At 56.8% G+C, this 19,215-nt stretch carries 20 protein-coding genes; 15 read left to right on the top strand and 5 right to left on the bottom strand.

Annotation, left to right across the window (positions count from 1 at the left end; all coding sequences use genetic code 11):
• Nucleotides 1-75: 75 nt before the first annotated feature.
• Complete coding sequence (gene cysS / locus WFP70_RS12150; protein ID WP_034828229.1) at nucleotides 76-1,461, bottom strand: cysteine--tRNA ligase; 1,386 nt, start codon at nucleotides 1,459-1,461, stop codon at nucleotides 76-78.
• A 218-nt stretch (nucleotides 1,462-1,679) separates the two neighbouring features.
• Here cysS and ppiB point away from each other — a divergent pair, with 218 nt between their 5' ends.
• The 4 genes from ppiB to purK all read left to right on the top strand — a co-directional run bounded on the left by ppiB (nucleotide 1,680) and on the right by purK (nucleotide 4,661).
• Nucleotides 1,680-2,174 carry a peptidylprolyl isomerase B gene (gene ppiB / locus WFP70_RS12145; RefSeq protein ID WP_034828227.1) on the top strand — a complete coding sequence of 165 codons (495 nt, stop codon included), beginning with the start codon at nucleotides 1,680-1,682 and terminating at the stop codon, nucleotides 2,172-2,174.
• Entirely contained in the window at nucleotides 2,174-2,890 is a 717-nt protein-coding gene (locus tag WFP70_RS12140) for a UDP-2,3-diacylglucosamine diphosphatase (protein ID WP_337023537.1), read from the top strand. The genes ppiB and WFP70_RS12140 overlap by 1 nt, the downstream gene beginning before the upstream one ends.
• Nucleotides 2,891-3,090: 200 nt before the next feature.
• Nucleotides 3,091-3,600 (top strand): 5-(carboxyamino)imidazole ribonucleotide mutase, encoded by a 510-nt coding sequence (gene purE, locus WFP70_RS12135; protein ID WP_034828223.1) that lies wholly within the window; start codon nucleotides 3,091-3,093, stop codon nucleotides 3,598-3,600.
• Entirely contained in the window at nucleotides 3,597-4,661 is a 1,065-nt protein-coding gene (gene purK, locus WFP70_RS12130; protein WP_337023538.1) for a 5-(carboxyamino)imidazole ribonucleotide synthase, read from the top strand. The genes purE and purK overlap by 4 nt, the downstream gene beginning before the upstream one ends.
• A gap of 44 nt (nucleotides 4,662-4,705) precedes the next feature.
• Here purK and ybbP read toward each other — a convergent pair whose 3' ends face one another.
• Both ybbP and ybbA read right to left on the bottom strand, forming a co-directional pair.
• Complete coding sequence (gene ybbP / locus WFP70_RS12125; RefSeq protein ID WP_337023539.1) at nucleotides 4,706-7,123, bottom strand: putative ABC transporter permease subunit YbbP; 2,418 nt, start codon at nucleotides 7,121-7,123, stop codon at nucleotides 4,706-4,708.
• Nucleotides 7,120-7,806 carry a putative ABC transporter ATP-binding protein YbbA gene (gene ybbA, locus WFP70_RS12120; protein ID WP_034828216.1) on the bottom strand — a complete coding sequence of 229 codons (687 nt, stop codon included), beginning with the start codon at nucleotides 7,804-7,806 and terminating at the stop codon, nucleotides 7,120-7,122. The genes ybbP and ybbA overlap by 4 nt, the downstream gene beginning before the upstream one ends.
• Between ybbA and tesA the strand changes: the two genes are divergently transcribed.
• The 6 genes from tesA (at nucleotide 7,774) to WFP70_RS12090 (ending at nucleotide 12,936) form a co-directional block, all read left to right on the top strand.
• Nucleotides 7,774-8,400, top strand: a complete 627-nt coding sequence (gene tesA, locus WFP70_RS12115) for a multifunctional acyl-CoA thioesterase I/protease I/lysophospholipase L1 (RefSeq protein WP_224934094.1) — start codon at nucleotides 7,774-7,776, stop codon at nucleotides 8,398-8,400. The genes ybbA and tesA overlap by 33 nt on opposite strands.
• 243 nt (nucleotides 8,401-8,643) lie before the next feature.
• On the top strand, nucleotides 8,644-9,735 hold the full coding sequence (locus tag WFP70_RS12110) for an acyltransferase family protein (protein ID WP_337023540.1): 1,092 nt from the start codon (nucleotides 8,644-8,646) through the stop codon (nucleotides 9,733-9,735).
• A gap of 57 nt (nucleotides 9,736-9,792) precedes the next feature.
• A complete protein-coding gene (locus WFP70_RS12105; protein WP_337023541.1) occupies nucleotides 9,793-10,566 on the top strand; it encodes an SDR family oxidoreductase in 774 nt (257 codons plus the stop codon).
• A gap of 79 nt (nucleotides 10,567-10,645) precedes the next feature.
• Nucleotides 10,646-11,500 carry a thioredoxin family protein gene (locus WFP70_RS12100; protein WP_160867906.1) on the top strand — a complete coding sequence of 285 codons (855 nt, stop codon included), beginning with the start codon at nucleotides 10,646-10,648 and terminating at the stop codon, nucleotides 11,498-11,500.
• Between the two features lie 63 nt (nucleotides 11,501-11,563).
• On the top strand, nucleotides 11,564-12,478 hold the full coding sequence (locus WFP70_RS12095; RefSeq protein ID WP_034828210.1) for an SPFH domain-containing protein: 915 nt from the start codon (nucleotides 11,564-11,566) through the stop codon (nucleotides 12,476-12,478).
• Complete coding sequence (locus WFP70_RS12090; protein ID WP_166933786.1) at nucleotides 12,478-12,936, top strand: NfeD family protein; 459 nt, start codon at nucleotides 12,478-12,480, stop codon at nucleotides 12,934-12,936. The genes WFP70_RS12095 and WFP70_RS12090 overlap by 1 nt, the downstream gene beginning before the upstream one ends.
• Here WFP70_RS12090 and cueR read toward each other — a convergent pair.
• Complete coding sequence (gene cueR / locus WFP70_RS12085; RefSeq protein ID WP_058960852.1) at nucleotides 12,912-13,328, bottom strand: Cu(I)-responsive transcriptional regulator; 417 nt, start codon at nucleotides 13,326-13,328, stop codon at nucleotides 12,912-12,914. The two genes, WFP70_RS12090 and cueR, sit on opposite strands and share 25 nt — an antisense overlap.
• Before the next feature lie 110 nt (nucleotides 13,329-13,438).
• Here cueR and copA point away from each other — a divergent pair, with 110 nt between their 5' ends.
• From copA to ybaK, 4 genes are all read left to right on the top strand, one after another.
• Nucleotides 13,439-15,937 carry a copper-exporting P-type ATPase CopA gene (copA, locus tag WFP70_RS12080; RefSeq protein ID WP_337023542.1) on the top strand — a complete coding sequence of 833 codons (2,499 nt, stop codon included), beginning with the start codon at nucleotides 13,439-13,441 and terminating at the stop codon, nucleotides 15,935-15,937.
• Nucleotides 15,938-16,008: 71 nt separating this feature from the next.
• The gene (locus tag WFP70_RS12075) at nucleotides 16,009-16,809 is read left to right on the top strand and encodes a TraB/GumN family protein (RefSeq protein ID WP_337023543.1); all 801 of its coding nucleotides are present in this window, start codon (nucleotides 16,009-16,011) and stop codon (nucleotides 16,807-16,809) included.
• A 209-nt stretch (nucleotides 16,810-17,018) separates the two neighbouring features.
• Nucleotides 17,019-17,195 carry a hypothetical protein gene (locus tag WFP70_RS12070; RefSeq protein WP_160867910.1) on the top strand — a complete coding sequence of 59 codons (177 nt, stop codon included), beginning with the start codon at nucleotides 17,019-17,021 and terminating at the stop codon, nucleotides 17,193-17,195.
• Between the two features lie 24 nt (nucleotides 17,196-17,219).
• Complete coding sequence (gene ybaK / locus WFP70_RS12065) at nucleotides 17,220-17,699, top strand: Cys-tRNA(Pro)/Cys-tRNA(Cys) deacylase YbaK (protein WP_045816347.1); 480 nt, start codon at nucleotides 17,220-17,222, stop codon at nucleotides 17,697-17,699.
• Here the strand turns inward: ybaK and WFP70_RS12060 are convergent.
• Nucleotides 17,696-18,565: a LysR family transcriptional regulator gene (locus tag WFP70_RS12060; protein ID WP_337023544.1), complete on the bottom strand. Its 870-nt coding sequence runs from the start codon at nucleotides 18,563-18,565 to the stop codon at nucleotides 17,696-17,698. The genes ybaK and WFP70_RS12060 overlap by 4 nt on opposite strands.
• 90 nt (nucleotides 18,566-18,655) lie before the next feature.
• Here WFP70_RS12060 and WFP70_RS12055 point away from each other — a divergent pair, with 90 nt between their 5' ends.
• Nucleotides 18,656-19,087, top strand: coding sequence for a multidrug/biocide efflux PACE transporter (locus WFP70_RS12055; RefSeq protein WP_034828198.1), 432 nt, complete (start codon nucleotides 18,656-18,658; stop codon nucleotides 19,085-19,087).
• The last annotated feature ends 128 nt before the right edge of the window (nucleotides 19,088-19,215 follow it).

Here is a 19,215-nt window from a genome sequence, read left to right as displayed (position 1 = left end):
GGCAACTCGGGTGCTGATGACTGCGCACCCTTCAATTTGCCTATTCGGATGCCAATAAACGCGCACCCGACGATATTACTTACGACGCCAGCTCGAACCCTGCGGACCATCTTCCACAATCACGCCCAGCTCATTCAGCTTGTCACGCGCCACATCCGCCTGTGCCCAATCTTTCGCGGCACGCGCATCAGAACGCGCTTTGACCCAATGCTCGATCTCTGCCACTTCGTCATCATTCACCTGCGCACTGCTCTGCAGGAACTGCTCTGGATCCTGTTGCAGGATGCCGAGCACGTTCGCCAGCTGACGCAGTTTCGCGGCCAGGGCATCAGAGGCGGCTTTGTCTTCAGTTTTCAGGCGATTCACTTCACGCGCCATGTCGAAGAACACCGAGTAGGCTTCCGGCGTGTTGAAGTCGTCATCCATTGCGGTGCGGAAGCGCGCTTCAAACTCTTCGCCGCCTGCTGGCGTGGCGCTGGCATCGGTGTGACGTAGCGCGGTATAGAGACGCTCCAGCGCTGCACGTGCCTGATTAAGGTTATCTTCGCCGTAGTTAAGCTGGCTGCGATAGTGGCCCGACATCAGGAAGTAACGCACGGTTTCGGCATCGTAATGCGCCAGTACATCGCGCACGGTGAAGAAGTTGCCCAGTGATTTCGACATCTTCTCGCGGTCGACCATCACCATGCCGGAGTGCATCCAGTAGTTGACGTAATCGCCGTCGTGCGCACAGGTTGACTGCGCCACTTCGTTTTCATGGTGCGGGAACATCAGATCCGATCCGCCGCCGTGGATATCGAAGTGGGTGCCGAGCTGTTTGCAGTTCATCGCGGAACATTCGATGTGCCAGCCCGGACGACCGTTGCCCCACGGTGAATTCCACGCGGGCTCGTTAGGTTTGGACATTTTCCACAACACGAAGTCCATCGGGTTGCGTTTGATTTCGGTGATTTCAACGCGCGCGCCCGCCTGCAGCTGAGTCAGATCCTGACGCGACAACACGCCATAACCTTTGTCACTCAGCACATCGAACATCACGTCGCCGTTATCGGCCACATAAGCGTGTTTGCGTTCGATTAAACGCTCTACCAGTTCGATGATTTCAGGGATATGGCGCGTAGCACGCGGCTCCAGATCCGGCGGCAGAATGCCCAGTGCGTCAAAATCTTTGTGCATTTCAGCGATCATACGGTTGGTCAGCGTTTCGATGCTCTCACCGTTTTCGTTGGCACGTTTGATGATTTTGTCTTCAATATCGGTAATGTTACGCACATACTTGAGCTGATAGCCCACATAGCGCAGATAACGTGACACCACATCAAATGCAACGAAGGTACGCCCATGACCGATATGACAAAGGTCGTAAACCGTAATTCCACAGACGTACATGCCGATCTGACCAGCGTGGATCGGTTTAAATTCCTCTTTCTGACGGCTCAGGGTGTTATAGATCTTCAGCATTGAACGATTCCGTTATTAACGTTTGCGGGATACGCCTTTCCAGCGTAGCTGGGTATTGTGCCGTATTTTTCTCAGTTGTGCATCGCTCGCTTACCTTCTGTGGCTGCCTTACTGACGAGCCATCGGAATTTGTGATATAAGAGGCGTCTACAAAAATGCCCCGCCGCTTAGCAGGCGCGGCAGTTGATACTGACGACACCCGTAACAGGACGAATATAATGGTCACTTTCCAGACGAACCATGGCGACATCGTAATCAAAACCTTCGATGACAAAGCGCCGGCTACCGTGAAAAACTTCCTGGACTACTGCCGTGAAGGTTTCTACGACAACACCATCTTCCACCGTGTTATCAACGGTTTCATGATCCAGGGCGGCGGTTTTGAGCCTGGCATGAAGCAGAAAGACACCAAAGAAGACATCCGTAACGAAGCCAACAACGGTCTGAAGAACACCAAAGGTACGCTGGCGATGGCCCGTACTCAGGCGCCACACTCTGCGACTGCACAGTTCTTCATCAACGTAGCAGACAACGACTTCCTAAACTTCCGTGACGAAAGCCTGCAGGGCTGGGGTTACTGCGTGTTCGCTGAAGTGGTTGAAGGCATGGACGTGGTTGAGAAAATCAAAGCGGTGAAAACGGGCCGCAGCGGCATGCACCAGGACGTTCCGGTTGACGACGTTGTCATCCAGAAAGTGACTGTTAGCGAGTAATGTCGCGCACGCTGTTTATCGCAGATTTGCATCTGTGCACAGAAGAACCGGCAATTACTGCCGGTTTTCTGCATTTTTTGCAGGGTGAAGCGCGCGATTGCGATGCGCTTTACATCCTCGGCGATCTGTTTGAAGCCTGGATTGGTGATGACGATCCTAATCCGCTACATCGTGAAATCGCCGCAGCACTGAAAGCCCTGCCGATCCCCACATTCTTCATCCATGGCAATCGAGACTTCCTGCTCGGTAAACGTTTTGCGCGCGCCAGCAGCATGACGTTGCTGCCGGAAGAGCAAGTGCTCAGCCTGTACGGCCATCGCGTGCTGATTATGCATGGCGATACCTTGTGTACCGACGATGAAGGCTATCAACGCTTCCGCGCCAAAGTGCATCAGCGCTGGCTACAACGCTTGTTCCTCGCCCTGCCGTTGCGGATTCGTATGCGCATTGCCGCACGTATGCGCGCCGACAGCAAGCAAGCCAATCAGCACAAGTCGATAAGCATCATGGATGTTAATCAGCAAGCCGTGATCGATACGATGACGCGCCAGCAGGTGCGGATTTTGATTCACGGGCATACTCACCGTCCGGCGGTGCATGAGCTGTTGGTGCAAGGTGAAAGCGCCCAGCGCGTGGTGCTCGGTGCCTGGCATGAAAATGGCTCGATGATTCAGGTTGATGCCGATGGCGTGCAGCTGATCGAATTCCCGTTTTAAAATCGCATCTTCATAGTCGGGCGCGCCAGTGCTCGGCACTCAGCGGGATGAAGATTCATCATCTGCCCATCCTGACGCACCATTGCCCGTTTTCCGGCCACGCAACCGTTTTCCTTGCTCTCTTCTCATGCTATTCTCTGTGCCCTTCTTTACCTGCCTGCCCGGCCAGGTTCGTTTGACTATTCACAGGAGTTGACCGCATGTCATCCAACGCCACCCCGGCTCGTATCGCCATCGTCATGGGTTCTAAAAGTGACTGGGCTACCATGCAGTTCGCCGAGGAAATTCTTAACAGCCTGGATGTTCCGTTCCACGTTGAAGTGGTCTCTGCTCACCGTACGCCAGACAAACTGTTCAGCTTTGCCGAAACCGCCGCAGATAACGGTTTCCATGTGATCATTGCCGGAGCGGGCGGTGCTGCGCATCTGCCGGGCATGATTGCTGCCAAAACCCTGGTGCCAGTGCTGGGCGTGCCGGTACAAAGCGCCGCGCTGAGCGGTGTGGATAGCCTCTACTCCATCGTGCAGATGCCGCGCGGTATTCCTGTCGGCACATTGGCGATCGGTAAAGCCGGTGCGGCTAACGCTGCACTGTTGGCGGCACAGATTCTGGCGGTGCATGACAAAGACCTGGCGGCGCGTCTCGCCACCTGGCGTCAAACCCAGACGGATGAAGTGCTGAACAACCCAGATCCGCGGGTGGATGCATGAAACCGGTTTGCGTACTCGGCAACGGTCAGTTAGGCCGTATGCTGCGCCAGGCGGGCGAACCGCTGGGCATCGCGGTGTATCCGGTAGGTCTGGATGCTGAACCTTCTGCCCTGCCGATCGCCGAAAGCGTGATCACCGCAGAGATCGAGCGCTGGCCGGAAACTGCGTTAACGCGTGAGCTGGCGTTGCATTCGGCATTTGTGAACCGCGATATCTTCCCGCGCCTCGCCGATCGCCTGACGCAGAAACAGCTGCTCGATCAGCTGAACCTGGCAACGGCGCCATGGCAGCTACTGGCAGATAAAGCTGAGTGGCCGCAGGTGTTTAGCTCGCTCGGCGAACTGGCGATTGTGAAACGTCGCACCGGCGGTTATGACGGTCGTGGTCAGTGGCGTTTGCGCGCCAACGAGACCGATTCTTTGCCGGATGAGTGCTACGGCGAGTGCATCGTTGAGCAGGGCATCAACTTCAGCGGTGAAGTGTCGCTGGTCGGTGCGCGCGGTCAGGATGGCACCACGGTGTTCTATCCACTGACGCACAACCTGCATCAGGACGGCATTCTGCGCACCAGCGTGGCGTTCCCGCAGGCCGATGCCGCGCAACAGCAGCAGGCGGAAGCGATGCTTAGCGCGATCATGCATGAGCTGAAGTACGTTGGTGTGATGGCGATGGAGTGTTTCATCACGCCAGAAGGCCTGCTGATTAACGAACTGGCGCCGCGTGTGCACAACAGCGGTCACTGGACGCAAAACGGCGCGTCGATCAGCCAGTTTGAGCTGCATCTGCGTGCGGTGCTGGGTCTGGCACTGCCGAAACCGGTGGTGTTTGCGCCGTCGGTGATGGTAAACCTGATTGGCACCGACGTGAATGTCGAATGGCTGCAACAGCCGCTGGTGCATCTGCACTGGTATGACAAAGAAGTGCGTCCAGGCCGTAAGGTTGGGCACTTAAATCTCACCGATAGCGATCAGGCACGCCTCGCGGCGGCGCTGAACGCACTGGTACCGCTGCTGCCGGAAGAGTACGCCAGCGGAATTGCCTGGGCGGTTGAGAAGCTGTAAATGAAAAAGGCCGCGCAAGCGGCCTTTGATTTTTGTGCACTAGATTAAGCCGCTTCAAACCGCCTGAACAGCGCCTTCCCTTTCAGCAATCGCACGCCCAGCCAGCCGCCACACACTGACAACAGCAGCGCGCCGCTGATCGGTAATGCCATCCACAGCGTCCAGTCCGGCTCCCAGGGGAAATCGAAGATCTTACGCTGCAATCCCCACAGCGCTGCTTCTGCACCCAGTGCCGCTGCAATACCCGACACCACGCCGAGCAAGGCAAACTCGCACCACAGCGTGCCGCGCAGCAGGCGTTTGCTGGCACCCAGCGTGCGATACACCACCAGCTCTTGCCTGCGCTGTCGCATACCCACCTGAATCTGCGCCAGCAACAGCAGAACACCGCACACCGTCACCAGCACCACCATGATCTCCAGCGCCTGACTGACCTGCGCCAGCACCAGACCGATCTGCTTCAGCATGCTGCCGACATCCAGCAAGCTCAGCGTCGGGAAGGCGCGATTGAGCTGCGCCAGCAGCGCCGGATTGCTGTCCATGCGGAAGCTGGTGAGCCAGGTTTGCGGCTGTTGGTCCAGTGCACCCGGCGGGAAGATAAAGAAGAAGTTCGGCCGCAGGCTTTCCCAATCCACTTTGCGCAGGCTGGTGACTTTGGCGCTGAACTGTTGGGTATCACCGCTGAAGGTCAGCGTATCGCCAAGCTTCAGCCCAAGGCGATCCGCCAGTTCCACTTCCATCGACACTTCACCCGCTTTCGGTGGCCAGCTTCCGGCCAACAGCGGATTGTGATCCGGACGCTCTGCTTGCCACGTCAGATTCAGCTCGCGGTTCAGCGCGTTATCCATCTTCGGATCGGCTTCTTTGCCGTTCAGCTCCGTCAGACGCGCACGCACAATCGGATAGTAGGATTCCGGTTTAATATGATGCTGATTGAGGAAGTCGCGCACCTGCGGCACCTGTTCCTGCGTCATGTTGAGCAGGAAATAGTTCGGTGCATCCGGCGGTAACTGCTGCTGCCAGCGATCCAGCAGATCGCCGCGCATCACCAACAGTAACGCCAGCAGCATAAAGGAGAGCGAAAATGCCGCCAGCTGACTCAGCGTCATCACCCGCTGCCGTAGCAGACGATTGATCGCCAGACGCATCGCCAGATTGCGCACCACCAGCTTACGCAGCAGCAACAGCGTGCCCCAGCCGAGCAGTGACAGCAGCAGCGCCAGCATCACCACGCCCGCCAGCAGCGCCCACAGCATTTTGCTGCCGCCCATCAATAACGCCAGCAGGCCAACCACCACCAGCGCCATGGCGGGCAGATAAAACCGCAGCGGCCAGACATTCGCCACCGCATCACGCCGGAGTACACGCAGCGGCTGAGTTGCCATCAGCAGCCGATAGGGGCGCAATCCCACCAGCAGCGAAATCACAAACATCGCGCCAATCGCCCACAGCCACGGCCAGAAGCTGGCGGCAGGCAAGGCGGCAGGCAGCACCGGTTTGAGCATCGCCAGCAGGATGACCTCAATCCCCTGCCCCAGCACGCTGCCCGCTATCGCCGCCAGCAGCAACACCGCCAGCCACTGGCCGATGATCAACCGTTGCAAGGCTTTGCGCGTCGCGCCCAGCGTTTTCAGCACTGCCACCAGATCGTAGCGGCTGCGGCAGTAATGGCTCATCGCCACCGCCACGGCGGCAATCGCCAGCATCAGCGTCAGCAGTGCCGATAACAGGAGAAATTGCTGGGCGCGTTGCATCGAGCGACCCAGCGCATCTTCGGAGTTCTCGACGCTGATCCAGCGCTCACCGGCTTTTAACTGCGGCTGGATCCAGCTGTCATAACGCGCCAGCGGAGCCGGATCGCCGGAGAACTTGTAGCGCCAGCTGAGTCGACTGCCGGGCTGAATCGCACCGGTTTTATCGACATCCGCGAGGTTCATCAGCAGGCGCGGCGCCGTCTGGAACGGATTAAAGCCGCCATCCGGCTCCTGAATCACTTCACCGGCAATACGCAGCGTGGTGTCACCGACATCAACATTGTCGCCAACTTTCACATTCAGCAGCGCCAGCAAGCGTGGCGCGGCCAGCACCGTGCCCGCCTGCGGTTTTAATCCCGGCGGATCGGTCTGCAAGGTGCCGAACATCGGATAGGCATCGTCCACCGCTTTCACATCCGCCAGCTGCGGCGTCTGATCGGCGAAGGTCATGGTCATAAAACTGAGCTGACGACTGACGGAGAGCCCTTCATCGCGCGCTTTTTTCAGCCAGGCTTCCGGCGCGGGCGCGCTGCTGCGCAGAGTACGATCGCCCGCCATAAAATCACGGCTCTGCTGGCTCAGCCCTTTCTCCATGCGATCGCTGATCGAGCCCAGCGCCAGCACGCAGGCCACTGCCAGGGTGAGCGCCAGCCAGACAATCAGCAGCGACGGCGAGCGCCATTCACGCCAGAACCAGCGCCAAATCATGTCTCCTCCCACAGCTTGCCGTCGCGCAGACGCAGCCGACGATCGCAGCGCGCCGCCAGTTGCTCATCGTGCGTCACCAGAATCAGCGTGGTGGCGAAATCGCGGTTAAGGGAGAAAAGTAAGTCGGCGATGCGATCGCCGGTTTTGCGGTCCAGGTTGCCGGTCGGTTCATCGGCGAACAGCAAACCCGGACGGCCACTAAACGCGCGTGCCAGCGCCACACGCTGTTGTTCCCCGCCGGAAAGCTGCGCGGGCAGATGATGCAGACGATCTTTCAGACCAAGTTGCGTTAAGAGATCCACCGCCTGGGCGCGGCTATCGCGATCGCTGTCACCGCGCAGCAAGGCAGGCAGCTGCACGTTCTCCAGCGCATTGAGCGTTGGCACCAGCATAAAGGACTGGAACACAAAGCCCACTTCCCGCGCGCGCAACGCGGCACGTTGCTCTTCGTTCATATTATGCAGCGGCTGGCCGAGAAGATTGACCTCGCCGCTGCTGCCATCGTCCAGCCCGGCCAGAATGCCCAGTAATGTGGATTTGCCGGAACCCGATTCGCCAATTAGCGCGATGGTCTCAGCTGGTTTGACAACCAGCTCAACTCCGGTAAGGATGGTCAGCTGATGCTCTCCCTGACCGACGGACTTAGTAAGATGATGAACTGCAACAATGTTTTCCGCTGGCATTATCCCTTCCTGTTGTTATTGCTTCTGCTGGTGTCCCGCATCGCCGCCGCCGATACCTTGCTGGTACTGGGCGACAGCCTGAGCGCCGGGTATCGCATGTCCGCCACTGCGGCATGGCCCAGCCTGCTCAATAAAACCTGGCAACAGCAGCCCCAAATTATCAACGCCAGCATCAGCGGGGATACCGCCGGACAAGGGCTGGCGCGTTTGCCTGGCCTATTAAAACAGCATCAACCCCGTTGGGTGTTAATCGAATTGGGCGGTAACGATGGCTTGCGCGGCTTCCCGCCTGCCAATATCGCGCAGGATCTGAGTAAAGTGATCGACGAAGTCAAAGCGGCTAAAGCACAGCCGCTGCTGATGCAAATTCGTTTACCCGCTAATTATGGACGTCGTTATACCGAAGCGTTTAGCGCGATTTATCCGCAACTGGCACAGCAGTACAACATTCCTCTGGTGCCCTTCTTTATGGAGCAGGTCTATCTGAAGCCGGAATGGATGCAGCAGGACGGTATTCACCCCAATCCGGATGCGCAGCCGTTTATCGCCAATCTGATGGCCAACGAACTGGCTCCGCTAGTAAAGCAGAATTAAAGCAGGCGTGTGATTTTTAACAGGTAAAGAAATGCAAACCCGGGCAACGTCAGCACCAATACCCTCATGCGCATCAGCAGACCTGGCGGTGCGCAACATCACACATTTAACCTAAATCAAATCATTAATTACTAATTCTTTGCACTCTTAACTTTTCGTGGTCACACCCTTAACGCAATGATATAAAAGGGCACAATTTAAGCCGTCTACTTGCGGTTGGCTACCACAGTTAAGAATAATTAAATGAATGCGAGTTATTTTAAAAGTGTGCACGCGCTCAGGGGATTCGCTGCCCTCAGCGTGATGTTTTTCCATTTCCGCTGGAACATCAATGCAAAGTCATCTGGGTTAGGAGACTCATTATTTGGTTGGGGAGCCACCGGTGTTGACCTGTTTTTTCTGATTAGCGGTTTTGTGATTGTTTTAACCTTGAAAACGACACCCGCCACGCTTTCAGGAACTGTGCATTTTTTGAAGCGCCGCCTCTTCCGTATATTACCTGCGTACTACATTATTCTGATCATTACCTTTCTGCTCTCTGGCGCCATGAGCACCTTCCACTATGCAGATAAAACACAGAACCTCATAAGCGCGCTCACCTTTCAGCCGATATATCCTGAGCACGGTCCCTTTTATGTGGATGACAGTGGCATGTATGGAATTCGCTGGACCCTGAATTATGAACTCTACTTTTATCTTGCGGTGGGATTGCTTCTGGGATTACCACGTCGGGCTTTAGCTATCGCAATTTGGTTCGTCTTAACTCTCTTCGCCATCCCCTGGCTTGCCGGGAAAAACCTCAGCCTCGCAGAGCAAGGTTATGATTTAGGCAGTGCACAGCTTAACCTTGTCACTAATCCGATGATTTTATTGTTCCTGGTTGGAATGCTGATTGGGTTAAGCGTACCGCTACTACGTAAACTCGACTCTTATCTGATGCTGATCATGTTTGTCGCTTCGGTGGCCATGATGGTTACGCTATTTAGCCAGGGACTATTTGTCGGACATGGCTTAACCGGTTCAGGATGGATTTATGCACTTATTCTCTTATTCGCCGTTGCTTCAGAAGAGAGAATTGGAAAGCTTATCCCTCGCGCATGGCTTAAGTTAGGCGATATCTCATTTTCACTTTATCTGGTACACACCTTGATGAATGAAGGGATAGGTAAGCGATTGAATGACATGGGTATTGAAGAGGGAGTATTGCGATTTTCTGTTTCGGTCGCACTCTCTTTATTACTGGCATGGCTGGCATGGAAATACATTGAAAGGCCGTTTAATGCACTTAACAAACGAAGTGCTAGCGCGGCCGGCTTGGCCATAACTAAAGGTTGACGTCAGCAGTACAAATCACTGAATCTGTTATCAATCTCAAACAGCCTTACAGTGATTATGCAAAAAAATATTCTCATCACCGGCTGCTCCAGCGGCATCGGCTTAGTGGCCGCCAACGATTTGCAGTCTCGCGGCTATCGCGTGATTGCCGCCTGCCGTCGTGCGGATGATGTGGCGCGCATGGAGGCGCTGGGATTTACTGGCGTGCTGCTCGATCTTGATGATGCCGCCAGCGTGGATGCCGCCGCCGACCATATTCTGGAATTGTGCGAGCATCGCCTGCACGGTTTGTTTAACAACGGCGGCTTTGGTCAGTACGGCCCACTGAGCAGCGTCTCGCGCGCGCAGCTGGAAAAGCAGTTCTCCACCAACCTGTTTGGTACGCACCAACTGACGATGCGCCTGCTGCCTGCCCTGCAAGCCAGCGGCAATGGGCGTATTATCAATACCAGCTCGGTGCTGGGGCTGATCTCCACCCCCGGGCGCGGTGCCTATGCCGCCAGCAAATGGGCGCTGGAAGCCTGGAGCGATGCGCTGCGCATGGAAGTGCGCGCTTCCGGCGTGCGCGTAAGCTTGATCGAACCTGGACCGATTGCCACGCGTTTCACCGACAATGTGCATCAGGGCGAGCAGGACAAACCGGTGCGTAATCCCGGCATTGCCGCACGCTTCACCCTGCCGCCGGAAGCCATTTTGCCCAAGCTGCGCCACGCGCTGGAAAGCAAACGTCCGCGCCTGCGCTATCCAGTGACGCTGGTCGCATGGGTAATGAGCCTGCTGAAACGCCTGTTACCGGGTTGGATGCTGGATCGCATCTTGCGCAGCAACTGATCGACAAGCTAGATTTGAACTTGAAGCGGGGCAGCTTGCCCCCATATTCTCAACACACTTTCTGCAAAGAGACGTATTCATGTCACACGCTTTGATTATCGACATCAACGAATCCAACCTGCACCAGACGCTGGAACAATCCACGCAGTTGCCGGTGCTGTTCTATTTCTGGTCCGATCGCAGCCAACACTGTCAGGAGCTGACGCCGGTGCTGGAGCGTCTGGCACAGGAGTACGCAGGTCAGTTTATTTTGGCCAAACTGGATTGTGATAAAGAGCAGATGGTGGCATCGCAGTTTGGTCTGCGCTCGATTCCAACCGTGTATCTGTTCCAGAACGGGCAGCCGGTGGATGGCTTCCAGGGCCCGCAGCCGGAAGAAGCGATTCGCGCCCTGCTGCAAAAAGTGCTGCCGCGTGAAGAAGAGATCAAAACCCATCAGGCGATGCAGCTGATGGAAGAAGGCAAACCGCTGGATGCGCTGCCGTTGCTGAAAGACGCCTGGGCGCTGAGCAACCAGAACAGTGAAATTGGTTTCCTGTTGGCAGAGGTGCTGATCACCCTGAGCCGCAGCGAAGAAGCAGAAGCGGTTCTGGCGGTGGTGCCATTGCAGGATCAGGACACCCGTTATCAAAGCCTGGTATCGCAAATCGATCTGCTGAAACAAGCTGCCGATACCCCTGAAATTCAACAACTGCAGGAACAGCTGGCAGCCGAGCCCGCGAATGCGGAACTGGCTGCTAAACTTGCATTACAGCTGCACCAGGTGGGCCGTAACGAAGAAGCGCTGGATCTGCTGTTCAGCTTCCTGAAGAGCGATCTCAGTGCCGGAGAAGGTCAGGTACGTAAGATGTTCCAGGAGATTTTGGCCGCGCTCGGCACGGGCGATGCACTCGCCACGCGCTATCGCCGCCAGCTGTACTCGCTGCTGTACTGATCGGTACCGCGCGTGCAACGGGCCGAACGATTCGGCCCGACAATCTGACAACCAGGAGGTTATATGTTGACTGTCATTCCCGTCATTATCGTGCTCGCACTCGTTACGGTGTGGGCCGGTGTAAAAATTGTGCCACAAGGCTATCAGTGGACGGTGGAACGTTTTGGTCGTTACACCAAAACCCTGCCCCCCGGCCTGAGTTTGATCGTGCCGTTCATGGATCGTATTGGTCGCAAGATCAATATGATGGAACAAGTCCTTGATATCCCCTCGCAAGAAATCATCTCCAAAGATAACGCCAACGTCACCATTGATGCCGTGTGCTTTATTCAGGTGGTTGATCCTGCGCGCGCGGCCTATGAAGTCAGCAATCTTGAGCTGTCGATCCTCAATCTGACCATGACCAACATCCGTACGGTGCTCGGTAGCATGGAATTGGATGAGATGCTGTCGCAGCGCGATAACATCAATACCCGTTTGCTGCACATCGTCGATGAAGCCACCAATCCGTGGGGCGTGAAAATTACCCGTATCGAAATCCGTGACGTGCGCCCGCCGCAGGAATTAATCGCGGCGATGAATGCGCAGATGAAGGCCGAGCGTACCAAGCGTGCCGACATTCTGACTGCAGAAGGCGTACGCCAGGCGGCGATTTTACGCGCCGAAGGGGATAAGCAGTCGCAGATTCTGAAAGCCGAAGGTGAACGTACCTCCGCCTTCCTGCAAGCCGAAGCGCGTGAACGTCAGGCGCAGGCGGAAGCCAACGCCACGCGTGCGGTATCGGAAGCGATTGCCGCAGGCGATATTCAGGCGGTGAACTATTTTGTGGCGCAGAAATATACCGATGCGTTGCAGAAGATCGGTGAATCTCACAACAGCAAAGTGGTGATGATGCCGCTGGATGCCAGCAGTTTGCTGGGTTCTATTGCCGGGATCGGCGAATTGTTGAAGGAGAGCCGTCAGGAGCGTAAACCGTGATCCTGATTGAGCTGATTGCCCATCCGCACTGGTTCTGGCTGACGCTGGGCGGCCTGCTGCTGGCGGCTGAAATGCTCGGCACCAGCGGTTATCTGCTGTGGAGTGGATTAGCGGCGGTGCTGGTCGGTCTTATTGAATGGCTTTTCCCGTTCTCGTGGACGCATCAGGGCATTTTGTTCGCGGTGCTGACGTTGCTGTGTGTCTACTTCTGGTATCGCTGGATGCGCTACCGCGAGGTTGCTCAGCAGCCCAACACCCTGAATCAACGTGGATCGCAGCTGATCGGGATGCACCTGACCCTTGATAACACCCTTAAGGATGGGTTAGGCCATGTGCGCATAGGCGACAGCAGTTGGCGAGTGCAGGCGACAGAAGATTTGCCCGCCGGAACGCCCGTGATCGTCACCGGTGTGATCGGTATCACGCTGCAGATTCAGCCGCGTTTCCCTTCGCCCTGATGGCAGCAGCCCGCCAGATGATTGATGATCGGGCACTCGGCACTGTCATCGCCGGGGCAGGCTTCAGCAAGTTCCAGCAGTCGCGCGCGCATTGCATGCAATTCTTCGATGTGTGCAGCGATTTCATCTGCTTTCTGCAAGGTGCGCGCTTTGACATCCGCGCTGTGGCGTGCGGGATCGTTGAACAGCGTCACCAGCTCGCGGCATTCGTCCAGCGTAAACCCGACCTGACGCGCCTGACGCAGCAGATTCAGCTCATCGATATGGTGCGCGGCATAACTGCGATAGCCATTGTCACTGCGTAACGGCGGCGTCACCACGCCCTTCTCTTCATAAAAACGGATCGCCTTGCTGGTTAGCCCGGTTTTTTTTGCCACATCGCTGATGTTCATCTTTTGTCTTCACCTCATGACCGCTTGACCTTCCCCTGAATGGAAGGTTTAGGCTCTATAACTAATGCAAAGTTTGCAGACAGTCAAACCTCTCGTTTAAGGAGTTTAAGATGTCACACACACAATTACTGGCGCTGGACGGTTTGTCCTGTGGCCACTGCGTCAAACGGGTGAAAGAAGCGCTGGAGCAGCGCGACGATGTGGAACAGGCGGATGTCACGCAGCAGGAAGCGCGCGTTACCGGTGCCGCCAGCGCCAGCGATCTGATTGCGACCGTTGAACAGGCCGGCTATCACGCGGCGGTGAAAGACAGCCCAAAGCCTGAGCCGTTGACAGCAACAGAGCCGCCGCCGGAGGCGCTGACAACGGTGTCGCAACCGGCAGAAGAAAACCTTCCTGTTCACCATTTGCTGATCGGCGGCATGAGCTGCGCCAGCTGTGTGAGCCGCGTGGAACAGGCGTTGCAGAAAGTGCCTGGTGTCAGTCAGGCCCGCGTCAACCTCGGAGAGCGCAGTGCGCTGGTGTTAGGCGATGCGCAAGCCGAGGCGCTGATTGGCGCAGTGGATCAGGCGGGCTATTCCGCTGAAGTGATCGACGATGAACAGACGCGGCGTGAACGCCAGCAGGTCAGCGCACAGCAGGCGATGCGCCGCTTTAGCTGGCAGGCGGCATTGGCGCTGCTGCTCGGCGTGCCCATGATGATCTGGGGCATGCTCGGCGACAACATGATGTTGAGTGACGCCAACCAAACGTTATGGCGCTCGCTCGGCGTGATCACTTTGCTGGTAATGGTGATCGCCGGCGGCCATTTCTATCGCAGTGCGTGGCGCAGCCTACAGCACGGCACCGCCACCATGGATACGCTGGTGGCCTTAGGCACTGGCGCCGCCTGGCTCTATTCGATGAGCGTGGCGCTGTGGCCAGAATTTTTCCCGATGCAGGCACGACATCTCTATTTCGAAGCCAGCGTGATGATTGTCGGTTTGATTAACCTCGGCCATGCGCTGGAGCAGCGGGCTCGCCAGCGGGCCTCCAAAGCCCTCGAACGGTTACTGGATCTCACCCCGGCGCAAGCCTGTGTCATCGGCGAACAGGGCGAAACGTTAATGCCGCTGAGCGAAGTGCAGCCCGGCATGCTGCTGAAACTGGTGACGGGCGATCGCGTGCCGGTGGACGGCGAAGTCGAAAGCGGTGAAGCCTGGTTTGATGAAGCGATGTTGACCGGTGAAGCGGTGCCACAGGCGAAACAGCCCGGCGATAAAGTCTATGCCGGGACACTGGTGCAGGATGGCACGCTGCGCTTCGTGGCACGCGCCACCGGCGGCCACACCACGCTGGCGCGGATCATCAATTTGGTACGCCAGGCACAAAGCAGCAAACCGGACATTGGCCGCCTGGCCGATCGCATCTCAGCGGTGTTTGTGCCGGTGGTGGTGGCAATTGCCCTGCTGGCGGGTCTGGTGTGGTATCTGGTCGGCCCGCAGCCGCAGTTGGCCTACACGCTGGTGATTGTCACCACGGTGCTGATTATCGCCTGCCCTTGCGCGCTGGGGCTGGCGACGCCAATGTCGGTGATTGCCGGCGTCGGTCGCGCGGCAGAATTGGGCGTGCTGGTGCGCGATGCTGATGCGCTTCAGCGTGCCAGCGAAGTCGATACCATCGTGTTTGATAAAACCGGCACGCTGACGCGCGGCACCCCGCAGGTGAGCGATGTGCTGGTCTATGGCGACTGGAATCGTCAGCAGGTGCTGAGCGCTGCGGCGCAACTGGAACAAAGTTCGAACCATCCGCTGGCGAAAGCGATTCTGGCGGCAGCACCCGATCTCAGCGATGAGCCGACTAAGCAATTTCGTACAATACGCGGCAAAGGCGTGAGCGCTAAAGTGGCGGGCAGAACGCTGCTGCTCGGCAATCAGGCACTGCTGGATGAACAACAGATTGATTACCGCGCCGCACAACAAGATATCGACCGTTTCGCCGCGCAAGGCACTACGCCAGTGCTGCTGGCCGATCATCGTCAGTTGCTCGGCCTGATCGCCCTGCGTGACAGCCTGCGCCCGGAAAGTGCGGAGGCGTTACAGCGCCTGCACCAGTTGGGCTATCGGTTAATCATGCTGACCGGCGATCACCAAAAAACCGCGCAGGTGATTGCTGCCGAAGCCGGTATTGGTGAAGTGATCGCGGGCGTGCTGCCCGAAGGCAAAGCGCAGGCGATTGCGCAGTTGCAGCAGCAGGGGCGCAAAGTTGTGATGGTCGGCGATGGCATTAACGATGCGCCCGCGCTGGCGCAGGCCGATGTGGGGATTGCCATGGGTGGCGGCAGCGATGTGGCCGTCGAAACCGCCGCCATGACGTTGATGCGCAACGATTTGCACTGTGTTGCCGATGCGCTGGCGATGGCAGGCGCAACGCTGCGTAATATGCGCCAGAACTTGCTCGGGGCTTTTGTCTATAACAGCCTGGGGATTCCGATTGCGGCGGGCGTGCTCTACCCGTTCACGGGTTTGCTGCTTAGCCCAATCGTGGCGGGCGCGGCGATGGCGCTGTCTTCGATTACCGTGGTGAGTAACGCGAATCGTTTGCTGCGCTTTAAGCCAGCAAAACGTTAATCGCCCTCTCTGCCCTGTTTTTCAGTGACTGAAATCGCTAGCATGGATTTTTGACTTCAAAAGGACAGGGCATGAGACGCAGTCTGTGGCACAGCTTCCAGCAGATGGCCGCCAGCCTCTTCCCGGCACGCTATACCTGGCCGGCAATGGATATCAAATTGGGCGATCGACGCCTGCATCTGGCGGGCAGCATTCATATGGGCACGCGCGATATGCAGCCTTTGCCCGCCGGTCTGTTGCGTCAGCTGAGCAAGGCCGACGCACTGATTGTCGAAGCGGATATTACCCAGGGTGCATCGCCCTTCAGCAATGATGATGCCTGTGCACCGCTGGCAATGCGTCTGGATGCCGAGGTGTTGCAGCGACTGGATGTGCTGTGCGATGAGCTTTCGCTTTCCATGGCAGTGTTCGACACGCTGCCGTTCTGGCAAATCGCCTTGATGCTGCAGGCACAACAGGCGCAGCGTCTGGGGTTACGGCCGCAATTTGGCATTGATTACCAACTGCTGATGGCGGCGAAATCGGCTAATAAGCGCATTATTGAACTGGAAGGCCCGGAAACCCAGATCGCACTGCTGAAGTCGCTACCGCAGCAGGGTTTATCGCTGTTACTGGACACGCTGGAGCATTGGCACACCAACGCCCGCCTGCTGCAAACCATGATCAGCTGGTGGCTGGATGCACCGCCCACGCAGCAACCGGTGGCCCTGCCGACCACCTTTAGCAGCGATCTCAATGACACGCTGATGCGCAATCGTAATCAGCACTGGCGCGAGTTATTGCAGGCGCTGCCGAAAGGCCGCTATGTGGTGGCTGTCGGCGCACTCCATCTATATGGCGAGGATAACCTGCCAGGATTGTTGAAATCGTAACAAATGCCGTCACCGCAAGACCTTATGCATCCTCATGTCCTGAAAGTTATCAAATCGATGACGTGCATCTCTCTGATTGTGTGGGAATGTGCTTTGCCGGATGCGCGGCGGAGGGTTGGCACAGCGGATGAGCAGTGAGCCGTTGAGCCGTTGAGCCGTTGAGCCGTTGAGCCGTTGAGCCGTTGAGCCGTTGAGCCGTTGAGCAGCAGATGGCAAACAAAGCGGATGCGTGGCGAATTGCAGGCAAAAAAGAAGGCCAATATCGCTATCGGCCCGTCAAAGAGGAATTTGTTTATGATTTTGGTTATCACCAGCATTGCTGGCGCGGGCCAATTTTCGCGCAAAGTTCAGAATTTCGCCAGTATTATTCACCAAAACTGAAATAAGAATTTTCGTAGCAAGGACAGAACATGACACCCGCCGTAAAACTGCTGGAAAAACAAAAGGTCGCCTTTACCCTTCATCCTTATGAGCATGACAGCCACGAAACAAATTTTGGTGATGAGGCGGTGCGTAAGCTCAATCTCGATGCACGCCAGGTGTTCAAAACCCTGCTCGTGGCGCTCAACGGCGATGCCAAAGCGCTGGCGGTAGCCGTAACGCCAGTTTCCTCGCAGCTCGATTTGAAAAAAGTGGCAAAGGCGCTGGGCGCCAAAAAAGCGGATATGGCCGACCCGCAACTGGCACAGCGCGTCACCGGCTATCTGGTGGGTGGCATCAGCCCGCTGGGGCAGAAAAAACGTCTGCCAACGGTGATCGATCAGCAGGCTGCAGAATTTGCCACCATCTTTGTCTCCGGCGGCAAGCGCGGGCTGGATATAGAACTGGCGGCGCAGGACCTGGCACGACTGCTGGATGCCACACTGGCCGACGTGGCGCGCCGCGATTAATCCGGCTGCTGGGCGCAGAGTTGATCAATCATCCAGCGCCCGGCAGGACCTGGCGGATTGAGTCGCGACCAGATTACATCCACCGCGATGCGCTGTGGCCAGCCCGGCACCGGCAACTCTTTCAACACCTGATGACCAAACTGCTCCACCAGCCAGCGCGGTAATACGCTCCAGCCAAAGCCCTGCTCCGCCATTTCCAGCAGCAATAAATAAGAAGGCGCCGACCACACTCGGCCAGCAGGCAAGGGTTCACGGTTTTGCACCCAGGTATTAAGCCGTAAATGACGCAATTCACCGAGTTGTGCTTCACTCACCTGTTTTGACTGCGCCAGCACATGCTCCTGATGCAGATAGATCGCCATTTCCGCCCCCACCTGTAAACGCGCCACCGCTAAATCAGGCGGCAACTGCGGCTGCGCACGCACCACGCCGAGATGCACGCGACCGGCCTGCAGCAGGTCCAGCGCGTCCGCGTCCTCAGCAATCATGCATTCAAATTCAATATCCGGATAACGCGCTTCAAAGCGGTTGAGCAGATTTTCATGATGATCGGCCTGCCAGAAATCAGAAATCGCCAGGCTGAGTCGCGGTTCCACGCCCTGTGACAGCCGCACAGCCAGCTCATCCAACCGCTGACTGGCCGCCAGAATCTGCTGTACCTGCGCCAGTGCGCGCTGTCCTTGCTCGGTTAGTACCGGCTGGCGACCGCTGCGATCGAACAGGGTGAAACCGAGATCGTCTTCCAGATTCGCCACGGCGCTGCTGATGGTGGACTGGCTTTTGGCCAGCGCACGCGCCGCCGCAGAAAACGAGCCGCTGGCGACAGTCTGGACAAAAGCCTCAAGGGATTCCGGGGAGTATTTCATGGTGAACCATCGCTTTTATCGATAGGTAATCATTTTATCTTAGCATTTTGCGGTGAGAAAATGTGTCGCGTTACCCAAAAGGAGGTTTATATGCGTACCCGTTCGCTGAAAGAACGTTTTTATCATGCTGCAGGATTTGAAGTGCTGGCGATTCTCACTGTGGCTCCGCTGGCCGCCTGGATTATGGAAAAGCCGCTGTTTCAGATGGGCGCGCTGGCGATTATGTTGTCAACGGTCGCCATGCTGTGGAACATGATCTATAACACCGGTTTTGATCGCATCTGGCCGCCGCAGAGAAAACGCGGCCTCGGCCTGCGCGCCATCCACGCGCTGGGCTTTGAAGGGGGCTTTATCGTTATCGGTTTGCCGATTGCCGCCTGGATGCTGAAGATCACGCTGCTGGAAGCCTTTATGCTGGAAGTGGCGTTCTTCCTGTTCTTCCTGCCCTATACCATGGCTTATAACTGGATGTGGGATAAATTGCGCCAGCGCTGGCTGACGCAGAAATCCTGTCAGGCATAAAACAACGGCGCCCAATCTGAAGTGAACCCCGAAAGTTGGACACCATTCCAACGAGTAGGGGGAACTACAATGAGCAGTCGTAAGCATTCACCGGAATTTAAAAAACAGGCCGTTCTGCATCTTCTCAA

The organism is Pantoea sp. USMM079, assembly GCF_037153115.1.
GTDB lineage: Bacteria > Pseudomonadota > Gammaproteobacteria > Enterobacterales > Enterobacteriaceae > Pantoea > Pantoea communis.
The sequence above is the reverse complement of the archived record's forward strand: the minus strand, read 5'-3'. Positions and strand labels throughout refer to the sequence as shown.